This is a genomic window from uncultured Sutterella sp. (assembly GCF_937923675.1).
Classification (GTDB): domain Bacteria; phylum Pseudomonadota; class Gammaproteobacteria; order Burkholderiales; family Burkholderiaceae_F; genus Sutterella.
Genome location: NZ_CALDXB010000057.1, coordinates 1 through 16,773, shown reverse-complemented (window position 1 = coordinate 16,773; position 16,773 = coordinate 1). Strand labels below are relative to the sequence as shown.

The following is a 16,773-nucleotide window of genomic DNA, read 5'->3' as shown; positions in this document are numbered from 1 at the left end:
GGTGGATCTCCTCTTCTCCGGGGAGTTCTTGGGATTGATCAAACACGAAAACGCCGCCCTGCTCCGCCCCGATCCGTATTCGGGAATGCGGCGCGGACGGCGCTCGAGGCATCTGGCTCCGGAGAGGCTGCCGATGAGCCTCCCCGCTCGTCAGACATTACTTGGCGGCAACGTCCTTGACGTCAGCGCGAAGGATCTGTTCATGAATGAACTGCTGGACCTTGCGCTGCATGAGGAGGTGGCGGAGCTCTTCCTTGCGGTCTTCAAACTTCGGGAAGAGCTGGGCGGGACGTTCGTCCTCAACCTTGACGATGTGGAAGCCGGCAGGCGACTGCACGGGTTCCTTGGCCATTTCGCCCTTCTTCAGGCCGCGGATCGCTTCGGCGAGCTGGCCCGTGTAGACGGAGGGAGACTGCCAGTCGAGGATGCCGCCAACGTCCTTGGAGCCGTCGTCGAGAGACTTCTCGGCGGCGAGCTTCGCAAAGGAAGCGCCCTTGTTGATTTCAGCGATGAGCTTCTTCGCTTCGTCGGCCGACTTCACGAGGATGTGGCGGACGCGGACTTCCTTGTCGCCCCAGCGGTCGGCTTCCTGCTTGTACTGAGCCTCGATTTCCTTTTCGGTGACCGGGTTCTTCTTCAGGAATTCGCGCACGGCATGGTTCTCAAGAACCATGTTGGTCGCGCGGGCAACGTCGGCCTGAACTTCGGGGAGCTTGTCGATGCCCTGCTTGCGGGCATATTCGCCCATGACGACCTGCTCGATCATCATCTGGCGGACCTGATCCTCGATCTGCGGGTTCGAGATCATTTCATGCGGATTGGGATTGCTCGAGATGGCTTCGCTCGCAAGCGCTTCCTGCTGGGCCTTGGTGACGAGCTGGCCGTTGACCGTGAAGTCCTTGAATTCGGCCATGGCGGCGCCGGAGGCAAGAGCGAGGGCGAGCGCAGCGGCGATCGTAGTCTTCATCATTTTGTGTCTGATCCTTCTGGTGAACATCCCTTATGAAGTTCCCGCGGGTCTCTTGAATTAAGAGCGGCCTCTCCGAGAAGCCGCTCCGGACGGGAACCCTGAATGGAAGGATTTATACGCGGAGAAGATTTAGCCAACCTTACAGACTAGGTCCCAAGCAGAATGCGGCGGCTTTTCGCCTGCGTTCCGCCGCTTCTCCGCCAGACTTTCAGGGCCTTCAGCGCCAGTTGCCGAGGAGCGCCACGATGAGGTTGGTCCACGTGTCGTAGAGGGTCACCAGCGCGCGCTCATCAAAATCAACTGCGGGCTTGACGGCATTTCCCGCAAAGGCGCCGCCCACGATGAAGTAGCCGGCCTTTCCGCCCGCATCCTGGACGGAGCGCATGAGAAGCGTCCCGTCGTCGGAACTGTTGACGGCCCAGTAGGGAACGACCTTCACGCAGCCTCTCGCGCGCCTCGCGCAGACGGTGATGAGCTGAGAAATAGCCGCATCGGGGACGAAGTCGATCGCCTCGCCCACGATCTTCTGCCGGCATTCAACGCCGTAGCTCATTGCCGCGCCCTGAGCGCGCAGAAGCGCGTCAGCAGCAAGGTCGCGGTTGACGGCGGCGTTTTCGCCGCGCACCTCAACCTCCATCCAGGCATGCGAGGGCACGATGTTTCTGCCTTCGCCCGCATGGAGCTGGCCGACGTTCACGCGCGTCATGCCGTCCTCGTGACGCGGGAGCGCCATGATGTTGATGGCGGCATTGGCCGCGGCGAGAAGCGCATTGCGGCCGGCCTGCGGGTGCGCGCCCGCGTGCGCAGCCCGGCCCGTGAATTCAAAGTCGATCTTCGTGGTCGAAAGGAGCTTTGTGGGCTCGGCCACCACTTCCCCGACCTCAAGCTCCGGCGCAATATGGCCGCAGAAAATCGTGTCGACGCCGTGAAGCACTCCGGACTGCAGAATCGGATAAGCGCCGCGGGAGCCTTCCTCAGCGGGCTGGCAGATGAAGATGATCTTCCCGGCGAGGCGCTCTGCGTTGGCGCCGATGAAGCGCGCGAGCGCCATCGCCACGGCCTGATGGCCGTCGTGGCCGCAGGCATGCATGACGCCGTGCCTGACGGAGGCAAACCCCTCCCTGAAGGGCAGATGCGCCGGGCTTTCGGGCTCCTCAACGGCAAGAGCGTCCAATTCGATGCGGATCGCGATCGTGCGACCAGGCCGGCCCGTGTCCCAGGCGGCAAGAAGCCCCGGATAATCGCCGATGCGGCGGATTTCCTCGGGCGGCACGCCCACCTCGAGCGCGAAGCGCCGTCCCTTTTCGACCTCATCCGGATCGCGCCCGCGGACAAACTGCGGCGCAATGAACTGCGGACCGTAGGTCACCGAAAAGCCCGCGCTGCGGAAGGCCTCTGCAAGCCTTGCCGTCGCGATGAATTCGCTCCAGCCGGGCTCGGGCGTTCTGTGAATGTCGCGCCGGGCGGCGACGAGATCCTCGAACGATACCGGATCAACCCAGCCGGGAAGAAGGTGCGGACGATTCATCAGATCGGAAACGGTCGCGGCCGCCTTCGATTCGGTCGTCTTTGGTTCTGCCGGCGGCGTCTGAGGAGTCGTCTGAGACGCCTTCTGAGCGCGCCGGGACCGCGTCCGCGCCGGGGCGGACGCCTGTTCGGCGGCGGGTTCTCTTGTCTCGATTCGGGCTGGGGACATTGGGGGAAGCTCCAAATCATCCGCGCCCAAAGGTACCGCGTGGATGCATTAAGGGGATTTGCGTATTTTTATACCCCGCATTCTAACATTGCGCACCATCCCCTGAACACCGGCAAACCCGGGGTTTTCCAATACTCTTTTGATTTTTCAATACTTTTTCAAGGAACCCAGGATTAATCTCTTCAGATGAGACTTCGGAAATTGCGTATGCCGCCGAAAAAGACGGTCATGGCGTCGCTGCGCTCGAGCGATCCGCACGGTAATGCCAGACGCCTTTTTCCTGAGAGGGCTCCATCAGCGATTTGAGGGAAAGGCTGCGCATGTCGGGCCGTGCGCCGTGAAGAATGATTTCGGCGAGGTCGACGAGCGACTCGGGCGCATCGACGGAGAACTTCCAGTCGAGATCGGCCGCTTTCTCATCGGGGGCAAACGTTCCGTCCGAAGCGGCGAGCGGCATCGCGCGAAGAAGAGAAGGCTTCCCGGACTTATCCGCCTCCCGGGCGGTGAGGTCTGCCGTGAACTTCGCGCCGCCTTCCCTGCCGATGGAGCGCATCGCGAATTCATCAATTCTGAGGTGCATCGGGCCCGACTCCGTGAGAAGCCTCCCGATGCGGTATTCGTCGAGCGACGTGAAGAGCTCCGAGGGAACCCGGTCGGCCGTGAATCTCAGAATAAAGTCCTCTCCGGCCACGTGCTTGTCGAGACCCGGATGCGAGGAATCGACGCCCACGTTGAAGGTTCCTGCCCGCAGGGCATAGCTGCCTGAAAGACGTCCCTCCTCAAGGTCGGAGGGATTTTCCTCGACCGAGGCGGTAATTCCGGTGAACTTGCCCGTAAGCGCGCCGCGCCAGTCGCCGGCGTCGAAGCCGCCCTTCCGGGCCGTCCCGTGAAGCGTCCTGATGTACCAGTCGCCCGGCGTTTTCCCGGCAAGCCTGAGGCTCGCCGCAACCTTCACATTTTCTGCGCTTCCCTTGAGAATATTGGCGGCGGGATCCGTGAAGCTTCCCGAGACCTCAGGCGCTTCGATATCGGCTTTGAGGCCGTCGTTTTTCGTGAGCGCAAGCCTCAGGGCAACGGGCTTTCTCGCCGCAAGGCTCCAGGAAACGGGGCCGACCCCGCGTTCGACGGCATCGAGCTGCATGTCGAAGGGCGCGGCGGTCGCAGTAATGCGCAGTTCCTGCGCGAAGACGGCGTAGTGATATCGGATCGCGAGCCGCGGGTGCGTGCCGGCGAGCTTCACGAGGAGCTCCGCCGTGCTCGCCGTGGAATTAAGGGGGTAGATGTCGCCGTTAAGCCCGAAGGGGCCGAAATGCGCCACGACGTCGAAGTCGAGCGTCAGGGGCGCCGCTGAGGAATCCGATGAAAAGACGCTCGAGGCGACGATGACGTGAAGGCGGTCGCGCCTCACGAAGAGGCTCTCCTCCACCGGCGTGGACGTTATCAGCACCTCAGGCGGGAGGTCGTCCCCTTCAACGATGCGGTTGATGATTTCCGCCTGCACGGACCGCTGCCAGCAGATGAAGCCTGCCTCAGCCGCCAGCGCTGCCGCGAGGACAACCAGAACGACACCTGAATGCGCCCGAATGAATCCATAGAGCCGATGCATGCGAAAAGCCACCTTCATTAAGCCTCAGGCCTGGGGAAGAAAGTTTCTGCCGAAACCTGAAAAACGGCCTCAATCTTACGCGAGGGCCGCGCCCTGCGGGCGCCTCTGAATGCGCCCGCAGAAGGAAAAAGCGTTAAAAGGCGTTTCCTCAAAAGTCAGAAAAGCCCGCGGAGCATCCGTCAGCGGATCCCGGCCGCGCGGCAGGCGTCCGTCACGAAATGGTTTTCGTTCCCCTGAATGCGCGCGATGCGCTTCGCGCGCAGGCATTCCCACTCGTCGGGCTTATACATGCGGTTCCAGGCTTCCATGAGCTGGCGCTGCTGATTCGAGAGCCGGTATTTCGGATAGCTCTCCGCCATGTAGAGCGTCGTTCGCGCAATGGCGCCGCGCGTATATTCCGGCGGTTCCGCGCGGTTGCCGGAAACCTTCATCGGGCAGGAGCCGAAGGTGGCCGGCACGTCCGGGAGGAGCGCGTAGTTGTAGTTGGAGCGGAGCGCATTCACGGCGCCGATCGCCGGATAGAGGTTGTAGAGGTCGCTCTGCATCAGGCGGTATTCGCGGTTCGCCTTTTCAGCACACTTTCTGCCCTTGAAGTTCCGGCCCTTATTGTCGACGCAGACATCAGCGCCGTCGCGCCACTCGCTGAAGGCGCGCCCGAAGTTTTCCGCCGGAACCACGTGCTCCCACTCAATGCGGTGCGCGCGCTTCTCATGCTTCGGGGTCGTGAAGCCGGGGGGAAGCGTGATGTTCTTTTTGCTGTCGAAGGGGGCCTGGCAGTAAAACGTGATGCGGTGGTCCTGATAGACCTCGCGCTCGAGCGTCTTCTTTGCCTGATTGAAGGATTCGATCTGCGTATTCCCGGCTGCGGCGGCAAGTCCCGCAGCAAAGGCGAGAAGAAGGCCGAAAGCGGTTTTCTTTAAAAGCGGCATTTGAAAATCTGTCCCGGAAGCTAAACTCTTGAGGAGACGCCGGACAGAAGCCTCACGCTTCCGTCTGCTCTCCCCATTCGGAGAGCGAATATTAGAGCGCCTGCGCGGCAAAGCGCGTAACAAAATTCGAGCGGCCTTTCTCTCCGCCATCCAAGCATGCAGTCATCACTTCCCAACGGCATTTCCCACGCTACGGCTGAAGCGCTTCTCCGCTTTAGAGATTCCCGCGGCTGGGCGCAGCACCATAGTCCGAAAAACCTTGCGGAATCCGTCGTCATTGAGGCCGCCGAGCTTCTCGAATGCTTTCAATGGAAGGCACCGGAAGCCGAACTCACGCCGCGCGAAAAAGCGGCGGCCGCTTCCGAAATCGCCGACGTCGCTTCCTATCTCATCCTGATGGCCGACAGGCTCGGCGTGAACCTCGACGCGGCGATTTCAGCGAAGCTTGCCGTGCTCGAATCGCGCTACCCAAAGGAAGCGCTAGGAACCGACGGATCGATTGAGGCCTATGAGGCGCTGCGGGACAAGGCCCGCCGGCGCGAAGCGCTCACTGAGGCTCCTCAAATGAAGGCGCTCCTCGGGTTCCGGTCGTTTCTCGCCAAAACCCGAGCGGGCGAATGGGCGGCGGCTTCCGACAACCGGATCTACTTCGTGCGCTACGCCCGCGAAACCATCGACTTCTGGCGGAACGCGGAAGCGCTGGAGAAGAACCTCGCCGCGCTTTATTCCCCGGAAGAAATTGCAGAGGCGCTCCCCAGGGACTTCCCCGAGAGGCCGGACCGGGCTCAGCTCGAGGCCCTCGGCCTTCCCGGCCTCATTCTTTTTCTCGGCCGCCTCGCGCGACTCGAGCACATTCGCGACGGCGTCATTCTCGCGGCGGCGGATTCGGGGGTTCTTGCGGCTGCGCTCGAGGTCCTTTCCCGCAAGGCGGGCGCACCTGCAGAGTAGTCAGGTCCCGATTCCGACCTTCCTATAATTCTCCTTTTACCGATTCTCTGCTTTTCTGATGCCCATGCCTTCCGGCTCGAATCCGACCATTCTGATTCCCGCTTCGACGATGCTCTCCGTCCTCGGCGACGATCCGGAGAAGTTCCTCGAGCGCCTCTCATCGCCCGAGCCTTTTGGAGAAGCGCCCGAAGGGAGTGCCCCCGAAGCGGTGCTGCAGAAAGGCCGCCGCATTGCCCGGGACCTCGGCATTGAGGAAGAAGATTTATCCCGCGAACTCCTTCTTGCACTTGCCCTCACGGCGCCGCTTTTTGAACGCGCGCGTTCCGCCGGCGTCGACCCTTCCGGGATCGGCTTCATCTTCGGCGCCACCACGGCGGGGACGCCCGAGGCTGCGGAGCGCATCCGGGAAAACGAAGCTTCCCCCCTGAAGCGCTGGCGCATGATGGAAATCGGCCGCACGGCGCCCGTGATCGCCCGCGCGTTCGGCATTGCCGGCCCGGTCTTTACCGTTTCCACGGCCTGCACGGCGGGCGCCAAGGCCATTGCGGAGGGCGCACGGCTTCTCGCGCGCGGCCGCGTGAAGGCGGTGATCGCAGGCGGCCTCGACGTGCTTTCGCCCATGACCCTCGCGGGGTTCTCCGCGCTGGGCGCGAGAAGTTCTGAACGCGCGAAGCCCTTCCGCAGCGACCGCACGGGCCTTCACCTTGCGGAAGGCGGCGGCTTTCTCCTCATGACGACCGCGAGAAAGAAGTTCCCCGATGCTTCCGTGATGCTTCGCGGCTTCGGCGAATCCTCGGACGCGCACCACATCTGCGCCCCGGACCCGACGGGCGACGGCGCGAAACGCGCAATCCTTGAAGCTCTGGGCGGCGTCAAGCCCTCTGAAACAGGCTTTGCGCTCCTTCACGGGACGGCGACCGAACAGAACGACGCCATGGAAGCGCGCGTGATGGCGGAGCTCCTTCCCGGCGTTCCGGCAGCGTCCCTCAAGCGCGCCGTCGGGCACCAGCTCGCGGGCGCGGGAGCCATGAATGCGGCCTGCGCCTGCGCGCTCCTTGAAAAAGGCGGGAAGCTCCCCTTCAATTTCTTCGCGGGCGAGCGCGAATTTGCCGACGGGAAGATGCCCGAAGCGTTCCTCAGGTCGCTCACGGGTGCCGACGCCCTCCGCGAACTCGCCGTTCCCCGGATCCTCGTCTCCGCCTTTGCCTTCGGCGGCAGCAACGCCGCACTCCTTTTTGAAAAATGCCAGTGACCGATTCTCCGGCTGATGCCGGATTCACATACCCGGCGCCTGCAGGCGACTTCATTGCCCAGGAGCCCCCGATGCGCTTCATTGATGAGGTGCTCTCGGCGGACGACCAGGGCGCGAAGTCCCGCACGGTTGTCAGAAGCGACGCCATTGCGGTCGACGACGAGGGGCGCTTTCCGGCCCTAGCGCTCATTGAAGTCATGGCCCAGACCATCGGCATTTACGCCGGCCGCATCGAGCGCATCAACGGCCGGGCTCCCGGCGCGGGGCTTCTTCTCGGGACGCGCAGAATGGAATTCGACCGCCCCTCTTTTCTTCCGGGCGACGTGCTCCTCTGCAGCGTGGAAAAGAGCTTCGAGAGCGACGAAGGTCTCTGGCAGTTTGACTGCCGCGTGACGGTCTGCCCCCAGGGCGACGAATCGCGGGAGGAGCCGGCCGGCCGGGCGCTCCTCAACGTCTTCAATCCTCCGGAAGGCTATTTCGACCGACTTGAGTAGCGAATCCGGAGCCCGGGATTCCCTGCGCGAAGGCGCGCTCCCGAAATAGAATTTTCACCTTTAGTCCTTTTTCGAATTCCTGCACTATGTCTCCTTCTTCCCCGGCAGCCGCAACCGGCGTGATCCGCCAGAGGAAAGCTGAAGCTGAAACCGGCCCGCGCCGCGTTCTGATCACCGGCGCCACGCGCGGCATCGGACGCGCCATGGCGCTTCGCATCGCGCGCGAGGGCTATGAAGTCGTGATTACAGGGAGAAAGCCTTCGCCCCAGGCGGACGAGGTGCTCCAGGCCCTGGAAGAACTGGGCGTCAAGGCCCATGCGCTCTTCTTCGACGTCACAGACCGCGCGGCGGCGCAGACGGCGCTTGCCGGATTCACGGCCGAACACGGCCCCTTCTGGGGCGTGATCCTCAACGCCGGCATCAACCGCGACGGCCCCTTGGCCGGCATGAGCGAGGAAGACTGGGATCTCGTGCTCGAAACGGACCTCGGGGGCTTCTACAACGTTTTGAAGCCCCTGATTCTCCCGATGGCGAGAAGGCGCGCAGGCCGCATCATCGTGATGAGCTCGGTTTCCGGCATCACGGGCACGCGCGGCCAGACCAACTATTCCGCCGCCAAGGCGGGCCTCATCGGCGCGGCCAAGGCACTTTCGGCCGAGCTTGCCTCCCGCGGCATCACGGTCAACGTCATCGCGCCCGGCGTCATCGACACCGACATGGTGACGGCGGAGGACCGCGAGCGGATTCTTCCCTACGTCCCCATGCGGCGCCTCGGAAAGCCCGAGGAAGTCGCCGGTCTCGCCGCCTTTCTCCTTTCCGACGAAGCGGGCTACATCACCCGCGCCGTCATTCCGGTTTCGGGAGGCATTTTCTGATGAAGCTCCCCAGTACTCCCCGCCGCGTGGTCGTCACCGGCATGGCCGCCATCTCCCCGATCGGCTCGACCTGGGAAGAGGTGCGCGCGTCCCTTAAGGCCAACAAAAGCGGCATCCGCCACATGACGGAATGGGAAAAGCTCGAGGACCTTAATACGCGCGTTGCGGCGCCGGCCGCGCCTTTCGAGCTCGATCCTGCAGTCTTCACCCGAAAGCGCACGCGCTCGATGGGCCGCGTTGCCCTGATGGCGGTTAAAACCGCCCGCGATGCGCTGATTGATTCGGGGCTCCTCGACGACCCCGTCATCGCTTCGCCCAGGACGGGCGTCGCCTTCGGGTCGTCCGCCGGACAGCCCGCCGCCGTCGCCGAACTCGCGCATCTCATTCTGTCCTCGAGCTGCCGCGGCATCACGGCCACCACATACGTGCGCATGATGGCGCACACGGCTCCCGTCAACATCAGCGTTTTCTTCGGCTGCAAGGGCCGGATCTGCACGACCTCCTCGGCCTGCACGTCGGGCTCCCAGGGAATCGGATCCGCCTACGAAGCCATTGCCACGGGCCGCGCGGACGTGATGATCGCGGGCGGGTGCGAAGAGCTTGACGCCACGGACGCCGCCATTTTCGACACGCTCTTTGCAACGAGCGTGCGCTGGAACGACGATCCCTCGCATACGCCGCGGCCCTTTGACCGGGACCGCGACGGCCTCGTCGTGGGCGAAGGCTCCGGCGCCCTCATTCTCGAGGAGTACGAACACGCCAGAGCGCGGGGTGCAAGGATCTACGCCGAGGTGGCGGGCTACGGCACCAATGCCGACGGCGCCCACATCACGAGCCCCGAGTCCGCCCAGATGGCCGCCGCCATGCGGCTCGCGCTCGAGGATGCCGGGATGGAGCCCGCCGACATCGACCTCGTGAACGGTCACGGCACGGCTACCGACCGCGGCGACGTGGCGGAAAGCCATGCGACCTTTGAGGTTTTCGGCGGCAATACGCCCTACACCACCTACAAGGGGCACATGGGCCACACGCTCGGCGCCTGCGGCGCGCTTGAAGCGATCTTCGCGATCCGCGGCATGCTCGAAGGCTTTGTCTCGCCGGTTCTGAACCTCGAAAATCCGGATCCCGCCTGCGCGCCGCTCGCATACGTCCGCGACCAGGTGCGCGAACTCCCGCAGCGGGCAGTGATGAGCAACAACTTTGCCTTCGGCGGCATCAATACGAGCCTCATCTTCCGCAGGCTCGGGGACTGATTCGTCATGCCAATGCCAATCGACCTCAGCGGCCTCAGATTTCTGAAGCCGGCAGCCTTTTCGGAGGGCGACCGTTCAAGGGCGGTTCTCGGCGAACTTTTCGCCCCCGACTTCGACGACCCCGGGGAGCTTCTCGCCGACATTGACGACGAAGCCTGGGAGCCCGAACCCCCGGAAGGAGGCGTCGTTCTCGTGACGAAGCTCCCCGAGGAGAGCCTCATCTTCCGCAGGCTCGGGGACTGATTCGTCATGCCAATGCCAATCGACCTCAGCGGCCTCAGATTTCTGAAGCCGGCAGCCTTTTCGGAGGGCGACCGTTCAAGGGCGGTTCTCGGCGAACTTTTCGCCCCCGACTTCGACGACCCCGGGGAGCTTCTCGCCGACATTGACGACGAAGCCTGGGAGCCCGAACCCCCGGAAGGAGGCGTCGTTCTCGTGACGAAGCTCCCCGAGGAGATTGACCCCGCGCTTGAGGGCGAGCTCGAAGCGATGCTTCCCGCCCAGACGCGCTCGCGCCTCTCGCGCTTTCAGAATCCCCGCCGCCGCCGTCAGAGCCTCTACGGGAGACTTCTCGCGCAGCGGCTCGCCAACATTGCGTCTGAAGTGTCCTCGGGCTCCTACTTCCTGCGCGAGCAGCCCCCGGAAGGGCCGCTTCTTGCCGACTATGAAGGTCGCCCCTTCGGGCGCATCGCCATTGCGCACACGGAGGAAGGCGTGGCCGCGAGCCTCTCGCGCCGCCGCGCCGGGATCGACCTCGAGATTCTGAAGACCCACGAACGGCTCTCAGGTCTCGCGGAATTCGCCCTCGGCGAAGACTTTGCAGACGCCATCCGGGAACTTCAGAAGACCGACGCCCGCCGTGCCGATGAAGCCTTCCTCGCCGCCTGGGGCGCGATCGAATGCGCGCAGAAATATAACGGCGAGGACAGGAAGTCCGCTGCCGCCTCCCCCGCGCACGAGGAGCTTCTTTCCAAATACGCCCGTCCGCCCGAGGTCGAGGTGCTCTGGGAAAAGGGACTCGTCGCCCGGGATCCCGCCGGCAGAGCCGTCCCCATCGAGTTTCTCGAAACCCCTGCCGGACACCTTACGCTGCTCGGCTTCCCGGCCGAACGGTCGGTAGAGATCCTCACGCTTTCCCCTGAGGCGCTCCTTGAGGAATTCCGCTCCCACGTCCGCGCCTTCCTTTGATTTTTTCTGGTCGATCGTCATGCTTCGCAGAAACCGTCCGAACTACCTTGAGACCCTTGAAAGCGCGCAGCGCCTTGCCTTTGCGCCTTTGATCTTTCAGGCCGCCGCAGCGGCGCTTCGCTTCGGGCTTCTCAGGGTCATCGCCGAAAACCCCGGCATTTCTTCAGACGCTGCGGCAAAGAAAGCCGGCATGACGGCTTATGCGGCCGAGGTTGTGACCGACATGCTCGTGCCCGCCGGGATTCTCGAGCGGACGGCCCTGAATGAAGGCGATGGGAACGGGAAATCCGGACGGGGTCTCAAAACCACTCCGACGGGCGACCTCCTCGTCTACGACGAGATGACGCGGGCGAACTTCTTCTTCTCCGAATCCGTCTGCTATGCGGGGCTTGCCTTTACGCGGGAAGCACTTGCTGAAGGGAAGCCCGCGGGTCTCAAAGCCTTCAACCCGGGATGGAAGACCATCTATCCGCATCTGCCGGAGCTCCCTGAGGAAGCCAAAAGCGCCTGGTTCGGGTTCGATCACTGGCACAGCGACCAGGCCTACGGGGGAGCGCTCAATATTCTTGCCCGGATGTTCCCCGAGAACGGTCCCGGCAAGCTCGTCGACATCGGCGGCAATACCGGACGCTTCTCGAAGGCCTTCCTCCTGCGCTTCCCCAGTGCGAAGGCCGTCATTGCGGATCTCCCGGTCGAGGTCGACGCACTGCCCCAAAGACCCGAGCTCGCCCAGGTGCGGGAGAGACTCTCGGGCGTTGCCATCGACTGGCTGACTTCAGACGAACTCACCGATCGTCCGCTGGCGCTCGGGGCCGATCTCTACTGGATGAGCCAGTTCCTCGACTGCTTCTCTGAAGCGGAAGCCGTGAGCATCCTCACGCGCACGCGGCGCGCGATGGCAGGAAATTCGCGCCTCGCCGTGCTCGAACCCGTCGTCGACGAGCAGCGCCACCGGGCGGCTGAATTGTCGCTCGCCGCAACGAGCCTCTACTTCACCGTGCTCGCGAACGGCAACAGCAAATTCTTTAACGGGGCTGAACTGAGGCGCATCTTTGACGCCGCGGGCTTCGTCATCGAGTCCGAGCACCCGGACCTCGGCGTATCGCATACGCTCTTCATCCTCAGCCCACGGGACGCTTCCTGACCGCGTGCCAGCGCTTTCCCCGGAAGCGCCGGCCCGCCCTGAGCCTTCTCTGAACCTTCCCCGAGTCCTATCGGCTCGATAGGAAAGCATTGACTTGCCTGTAAATATTTGTGCTTCCTTCTCGCAGAAGGCAATCCGGCCCAAGACTCGTCTTTTTGATGCGGCCCGGGTTTCTTCTTCGGTCTGAAGGACTAGTTCGAGAAAAGCTCAATCCCCTTCCTCCGGCTGATTCCAATTGAATCCGCCCGCTCCTAATCTTTTCTCAACAAGAGAAGCGAAACCGGACGAATCCTCCCGGATTTCTCCCCTTTTGCAGTGAAATTTCAGGAAAAGTTTTTAGGAGCATTTCCATGACTCAGTACATCAAGGAACGCTACGGTCTTCTCATCAACGGCGAATGGGTCGAGGCCGAAGGTGGCCGCACGTTCGATACGTTCAACCCCGCCACGGGCGAAAAGCTTGCAACCTGCGCCGACGCCACCGCCGCCGACGTTGAGCGCGCCGTGAAGGCCGCGCGCGCCGCTCAGCCCGCCTGGGCCGCGAAGTCCGTTCAGGAACGCGCCGCGCTTCTTCTCAAAATTGCCGACAGGATCGACGAACGCGCGAAGGAGCTCGCCGCGGTTGAAACGCTCGACAACGGCAAGCCCATCCGCGAGACCACGCTCGTCGACGTGCCGCTCTCCTCGGACCACTTCCGCTACTTCGCGGGCTGCATCCGCGCCGATGAAGGCGAAGCCACGATGATCGACGAAAACACGCTCTCGATCATTCTGCGCGAGCCGATCGGCGTTGTCGGTCAGATTGTTCCGTGGAACTTCCCGCTTCTGATGGGCGCCTGGAAGATTGCCCCGGCGATTGCCGCCGGCAACACCGTCGTCATCAAGTCCTCGTCGACGACGCCGCTTTCGCTCAACGTTCTCGGCGAAATCCTCAATGAAATCCTCCCGCCGGGCGTCGTCAACGTGATTACCGGCCGCGGCTCCGTTTCGGGCCAGGCGATGCTCGAGAACCCCGGCTTCGACAAGCTCGCCTTCACTGGCTCGACCGAAGTCGGCCGCGACGTGGGCCTCGCCGCCGCGAAGCAGATCATCCCGGCAACGCTCGAACTCGGCGGGAAATCCGCCAACATCTACTTCAACGACTGCCAGATGGACAAGGCGATTGAAGGCGCCCAGATCGGCATCCTCTTCAACCAAGGCCAGGTCTGCTGCGCGGGCTCGCGCATCTTCGTGCAGGAAGGGATCTACGACGAATTCGTCGCGAAGCTCGCCGAAGCCTTCAGCAAGGTGAAGGTCGGCAACCCCATGTCGATGGATACCCAGATGGGCTCCCAGGTGAATGAACGCCAGCTCGAGAAGATCCTCGGCTGGGTCGAGGAGGCGAAGAAGGAAGGCGCTCGCGTCCTCACGGGCGGCGAACGCGCTCAGGTTCCCGGCATGAAGGGCGCCTTCATGCGCCCGACCCTCCTCGTCGACTGCGAGAACTCGATGAAGGTCTGCCAGGAGGAAATCTTCGGGCCGGTCGCCTGCGTCGTGAAGTTCAGGACCGAGGAAGAAGTCCTCGCCATGGCGAACGACTCCGAGTACGGTCTCGGCGGCGCCGTCTGGACGCGCGACATCAACCGCGCCTTCCGCGTTGCCCGCGGCGTGCGCACGGGCCGCATGTGGGTCAACACCTACAACGAACTCCCGGCCCACACGCCCTTCGGCGGCTACAAGAAGTCCGGCATCGGCCGCGAGACGCACAAGGTGATCCTTGAGCACTACAGCCAGATGAAGAACATCTACGTGAGCCTCTCGGAAAAGAAGCGCGGCTTCTTCTGATGAATGACGGCTCATCCCGGGATCCGGGGTGAGCTTGCTGCAGAAGCTCTGAACGGGAAGGACGGTTTGCGCCGCGCCTTCCCGTTTTTTTCTGCCTCAGAGACTCGTCAATCAGGGCGTCTTCAGGTCAAACTGATGACACGCATTGCAGGAAACAACGCTTTGCTGATGACCCTTGTGACAGGTCGTGCAGTCGCGGTCCCCGTAATGATTGAAGTGCGGATTGGGAACCACCTTCTCCGTTCTTCTGGCCATTGCTTCATAGCTCCCATGGCATTTGAGGCAGGCATCCTTGCGTACCGGCCTCGTTTTGTCATTGTCTGCGTGGCATGACTCGCAGCCCATTCCGCGCGCCGCATGACGATCAGCCGTTGCCGGCTGCGCCGCGAGAGCTCCTGAGAGGCATAACAGACCAAGAATGCAAAACAGCTCTTTTTTCATTTTTCCTTCCCCCTTAGCCCATTCTGTGCGACAAAGCCATCTGCCGGGCAGCAATGCGCCCGAACACCAGAGAACCGCCCAACTGAGTTCCGCCGATATAGTTGCCGTAGAAAAGACCGCCCGCAGCATTTCCCGCTGCATAGAGACCTTTTATCGGACGATCCTCATTGGTCATGATCTGCGCCTTTTCGTTGATCTTCGGCCCGCCGAAGGTCGCCGTAATGCCTCCCTGGAAGGGGAATGCATAGAACGGCCCCTGATCAAGAGGCGTAGGCTCATCCAGTGAGCACGGAGGATTCATTTCCTTCAGCCGCCCTTCCTTAAGCGCCCTGTTGAATTCGGCAAACAAATCCGTCAAAACCCTGGGCTCAAGCCCCATCTTCGCTGCAAGCTCTTCCGGCGTATCTGCGACCAGCACTTTGGTCTTCATTTCGATGATTTTTTTAGCCGCAGCAGCCGCTTTGGGCCAATGACTGTCAATCAAATGGTAGGCGAGGTTCTCCGGCGTTCTTGTGGCCGTTGCCATGGATTTCTGCGTGTAGGTATAGATCTCGTCCATGAAGCGCTTGCCGCGCACGTCTACATCAAGGCCTACGCCGGCGTCGATCACGAAATTCGGATTCGCATGCGTTTCCTCAACGATCGGGCCGCAGTGAAACTGATCCATGTGAACGAATTTGGCGCCGAGGGGAGCCGTGAGAAGAATGTTTTCTCCCGTCACGTAGGGAGAGCCGCGGAGAACGAGCCGGGAAAGCGGACCGCCCATGTAGCGGCAGAGCATTTCCCGGCTGCCGGAAAAGCCGCCCGTCGCTATGAGAACGCCGTCCCTGGCATAGAAATTCTTCCACCCGTCATCCGTAACCGTTCTGACGCCTGAAACGCGGAAATGCTCGTCAGTAATGAGCTCCATTGCTTTTGTATTGAAAAGCAATGGAATGCCGCGGTCCTGAAGAGCTTTAAGCAGATCGCGGATCAGCCTCGCACCGCCGGTCAGCCCCTTGCCGTCCACGTTGTGCATCCGGTAGAGAAGCGGCCACGGCTTGCGGCCGATCTTGCCGAACTTGACGCCGACATGGCTTTTCAGCCACTCAAGATCTTCGCCGATGTGCGCGACGTACGTATCGACAAGAGCGGGATCAGCGCGGTTTTCCGACACCTTCATCATATCGGCGCGGAATGCTTCACAGCTTTCCTCATGGCCTTCAGCCTTTTGCTGAGGCGTTCCCCAGGCGGCAATCCCGCCCGAAGCATAGAGGGAATTGCCTGCTGCATAGTCCATCTTTTCAAGCACGACAGGCTTGAGGCCCAGGTCATGCGCCTCAATGGCTGCAACCAGGCCGGCCGTACCGGCGCCGAGGATGACGACGTCGTACGCATCACGTTCCTTGGGGTCTTTATGAGCGGCTGCGGCAGCGGGGATAAGCGGACCGGCAGCCGAAATAGCTACAGATCCTCTCAGGAGATTACGACGGGAAATCATTTTCTTCTTCCTTTTTTAGGTTTTCCGGCATCTCTTATGAGAAGCCAACCGACAGGAGGATTCTTTCCCGAATGCATGCCTAGGCATCGTGACCGTTGTCTAGAGGCATGCTTTTGAAAATGCCTCTGCACTCAGAATTTCGAAAGGAAGCCCTTCTTTCCATAAAATTCAATCAAAGCTCTCTCTTTCTCTCAAATGCCGTGAAGCTGCTCCTCCCTTCGCTCGTCCTCGTGATCCTGATTGCCCCTGCTTTTGCTGAGGCACCCTCGACCTCTCCATCTTCGCCGCCCTACGTCATCGGAGAAGAAATTGCGTCGCCCGAAGGTCCTGTCGACGCAGCCCGGCCTGTAGTGAAGCTCCTCGTCACGCAGTTCGCCAAACCCAACATTCACTACCCGGTGGTGGAAGACACCATCGAAATATTCCGCAAGACGTTCGGTCGGGGCAATTTCTCAGCCAGGGTCTATTCCGGCGAAACCAAAGATATCGGCGATGCAGATCTGGTGCTCAGTTCTGCCGGCACATACGGACGCATGCTCGGCGGCGGCGCGAGAGACCTTGCCACAGTTGTGTCCTCCTTTGCTCCAGATCCCAATCACGCGGAAGGCGCACTCTTCATAACCGTTAGCTGGAATCCACCAATTTTACCGGGGTGGTTCCTTTGTTCAGCTCTC

General features: G+C 62.1%; 15 protein-coding genes and 1 pseudogene. 10 read left to right on the top strand and 6 right to left on the bottom strand.

Annotated features, from left to right (window positions below):
- Positions 1 to 157: 157 nt before the first annotated feature.
- The 4 genes from Q0106_RS06840 to Q0106_RS06825 form a co-directional block, all read right to left on the bottom strand.
- Positions 158 to 970, bottom strand: a complete 813-nt coding sequence (locus Q0106_RS06840; protein WP_152158807.1) for a peptidylprolyl isomerase — start codon at positions 968 to 970, stop codon at positions 158 to 160.
- 217 nt (positions 971 to 1,187) lie between these two features.
- Positions 1,188 to 2,666, bottom strand: coding sequence for an amidohydrolase (locus Q0106_RS06835; RefSeq protein ID WP_297610703.1), 1,479 nt, complete (start codon positions 2,664 to 2,666; stop codon positions 1,188 to 1,190).
- 226 nt (positions 2,667 to 2,892) lie between these two features.
- On the bottom strand, positions 2,893 to 4,272 hold the full coding sequence (locus Q0106_RS06830; protein ID WP_297610701.1) for a hypothetical protein: 1,380 nt from the start codon (positions 4,270 to 4,272) through the stop codon (positions 2,893 to 2,895).
- 179 nt (positions 4,273 to 4,451) lie between these two features.
- Positions 4,452 to 5,201 carry an endonuclease gene (locus Q0106_RS06825; protein WP_297610697.1) on the bottom strand — a complete coding sequence of 250 codons (750 nt, stop codon included), beginning with the start codon at positions 5,199 to 5,201 and terminating at the stop codon, positions 4,452 to 4,454.
- 156 nt (positions 5,202 to 5,357) lie between these two features.
- Between Q0106_RS06825 and Q0106_RS06820 the strand changes: the two genes are divergently transcribed.
- The 9 genes from Q0106_RS06820 to Q0106_RS06780 all read left to right on the top strand — a co-directional run bounded on the left by Q0106_RS06820 (position 5,358) and on the right by Q0106_RS06780 (position 14,178).
- Positions 5,358 to 6,149, top strand: coding sequence for a nucleotide pyrophosphohydrolase (locus tag Q0106_RS06820; protein WP_297610694.1), 792 nt, complete (start codon positions 5,358 to 5,360; stop codon positions 6,147 to 6,149).
- Between the two features lie 58 nt (positions 6,150 to 6,207).
- A complete protein-coding gene (locus Q0106_RS06815; protein WP_297610691.1) occupies positions 6,208 to 7,401 on the top strand; it encodes a beta-ketoacyl synthase N-terminal-like domain-containing protein in 1,194 nt (397 codons plus the stop codon).
- A complete protein-coding gene (locus Q0106_RS06810) occupies positions 7,398 to 7,895 on the top strand; it encodes a hypothetical protein (RefSeq protein ID WP_297610688.1) in 498 nt (165 codons plus the stop codon). Before Q0106_RS06815 ends, Q0106_RS06810 begins: the two co-directional genes overlap by 4 nt.
- A gap of 86 nt (positions 7,896 to 7,981) precedes the next feature.
- Positions 7,982 to 8,770: a 3-oxoacyl-ACP reductase FabG gene (gene fabG / locus Q0106_RS06805; RefSeq protein WP_297610684.1), complete on the top strand. Its 789-nt coding sequence runs from the start codon at positions 7,982 to 7,984 to the stop codon at positions 8,768 to 8,770.
- Complete coding sequence (locus Q0106_RS06800; RefSeq protein ID WP_297610682.1) at positions 8,770 to 10,023, top strand: beta-ketoacyl-ACP synthase; 1,254 nt, start codon at positions 8,770 to 8,772, stop codon at positions 10,021 to 10,023. Before fabG ends, Q0106_RS06800 begins: the two co-directional genes overlap by 1 nt.
- Before the next feature lie 6 nt (positions 10,024 to 10,029).
- On the top strand, positions 10,030 to 10,266 hold the full coding sequence (locus tag Q0106_RS06795) for a hypothetical protein (protein WP_297610679.1): 237 nt from the start codon (positions 10,030 to 10,032) through the stop codon (positions 10,264 to 10,266).
- Between the two features lie 6 nt (positions 10,267 to 10,272).
- Positions 10,273 to 11,211 (top strand): hypothetical protein, encoded by a 939-nt coding sequence (locus tag Q0106_RS06790; protein ID WP_297610676.1) that lies wholly within the window; start codon positions 10,273 to 10,275, stop codon positions 11,209 to 11,211.
- A gap of 19 nt (positions 11,212 to 11,230) precedes the next feature.
- Positions 11,231 to 12,355 carry a methyltransferase gene (locus Q0106_RS06785; protein WP_297610673.1) on the top strand — a complete coding sequence of 375 codons (1,125 nt, stop codon included), beginning with the start codon at positions 11,231 to 11,233 and terminating at the stop codon, positions 12,353 to 12,355.
- A gap of 350 nt (positions 12,356 to 12,705) precedes the next feature.
- Positions 12,706 to 14,178 carry an aldehyde dehydrogenase family protein gene (locus Q0106_RS06780; RefSeq protein WP_297610670.1) on the top strand — a complete coding sequence of 491 codons (1,473 nt, stop codon included), beginning with the start codon at positions 12,706 to 12,708 and terminating at the stop codon, positions 14,176 to 14,178.
- Positions 14,179 to 14,289: 111 nt separating this feature from the next.
- Here the strand turns inward: Q0106_RS06780 and Q0106_RS06775 are convergent, their stop codons facing one another.
- Positions 14,290 to 14,619 carry a cytochrome c3 family protein gene (locus Q0106_RS06775; protein ID WP_297610667.1) on the bottom strand — a complete coding sequence of 110 codons (330 nt, stop codon included), beginning with the start codon at positions 14,617 to 14,619 and terminating at the stop codon, positions 14,290 to 14,292.
- A gap of 13 nt (positions 14,620 to 14,632) precedes the next feature.
- Complete coding sequence (locus Q0106_RS06770) at positions 14,633 to 16,099, bottom strand: FAD-dependent oxidoreductase (protein ID WP_297610663.1); 1,467 nt, start codon at positions 16,097 to 16,099, stop codon at positions 14,633 to 14,635.
- 119 nt (positions 16,100 to 16,218) lie between these two features.
- Between Q0106_RS06770 and Q0106_RS06765 the strand changes: the two are divergent.
- Positions 16,219 to 16,773, top strand: a pseudogene (locus Q0106_RS06765) (hypothetical protein); the annotation flags it as partial.

Bases quoted from the DNA above. Each gene is read 5' to 3' on its own strand.
- Q0106_RS06840 (WP_152158807.1), bottom strand. From the start codon at position 970: ATGATGAAGACTACGATCGCCGCTGCGCTCGCCCTCGCTCTTGCCTCC.
- Q0106_RS06780 (WP_297610670.1), top strand. From the start codon at position 12,706: ATGACTCAGTACATCAAGGAACGCTACGGTCTTCTCATCAACGGCGAA.
- Q0106_RS06770 (WP_297610663.1), bottom strand. From the start codon at position 16,099: ATGATTTCCCGTCGTAATCTCCTGAGAGGATCTGTAGCTATTTCGGCT.
- Q0106_RS06785 (WP_297610673.1), top strand. From the start codon at position 11,231: ATGCTTCGCAGAAACCGTCCGAACTACCTTGAGACCCTTGAAAGCGCG.
- Q0106_RS06830 (WP_297610701.1), bottom strand. From the start codon at position 4,272: ATGCATCGGCTCTATGGATTCATTCGGGCGCATTCAGGTGTCGTTCTG.
- Q0106_RS06775 (WP_297610667.1), bottom strand. From the start codon at position 14,619: ATGAAAAAAGAGCTGTTTTGCATTCTTGGTCTGTTATGCCTCTCAGGA.
- Q0106_RS06820 (WP_297610694.1), top strand. From the start codon at position 5,358: ATGCAGTCATCACTTCCCAACGGCATTTCCCACGCTACGGCTGAAGCG.
- Q0106_RS06800 (WP_297610682.1), top strand. From the start codon at position 8,770: ATGAAGCTCCCCAGTACTCCCCGCCGCGTGGTCGTCACCGGCATGGCC.
- Q0106_RS06795 (WP_297610679.1), top strand. From the start codon at position 10,030: ATGCCAATGCCAATCGACCTCAGCGGCCTCAGATTTCTGAAGCCGGCA.
- Q0106_RS06835 (WP_297610703.1), bottom strand. From the start codon at position 2,666: ATGTCCCCAGCCCGAATCGAGACAAGAGAACCCGCCGCCGAACAGGCG.
- Q0106_RS06815 (WP_297610691.1), top strand. From the start codon at position 6,208: ATGCCCATGCCTTCCGGCTCGAATCCGACCATTCTGATTCCCGCTTCG.
- Q0106_RS06825 (WP_297610697.1), bottom strand. From the start codon at position 5,201: ATGCCGCTTTTAAAGAAAACCGCTTTCGGCCTTCTTCTCGCCTTTGCT.
- fabG (WP_297610684.1), top strand. From the start codon at position 7,982: ATGTCTCCTTCTTCCCCGGCAGCCGCAACCGGCGTGATCCGCCAGAGG.
- Q0106_RS06790 (WP_297610676.1), top strand. From the start codon at position 10,273: ATGCCAATGCCAATCGACCTCAGCGGCCTCAGATTTCTGAAGCCGGCA.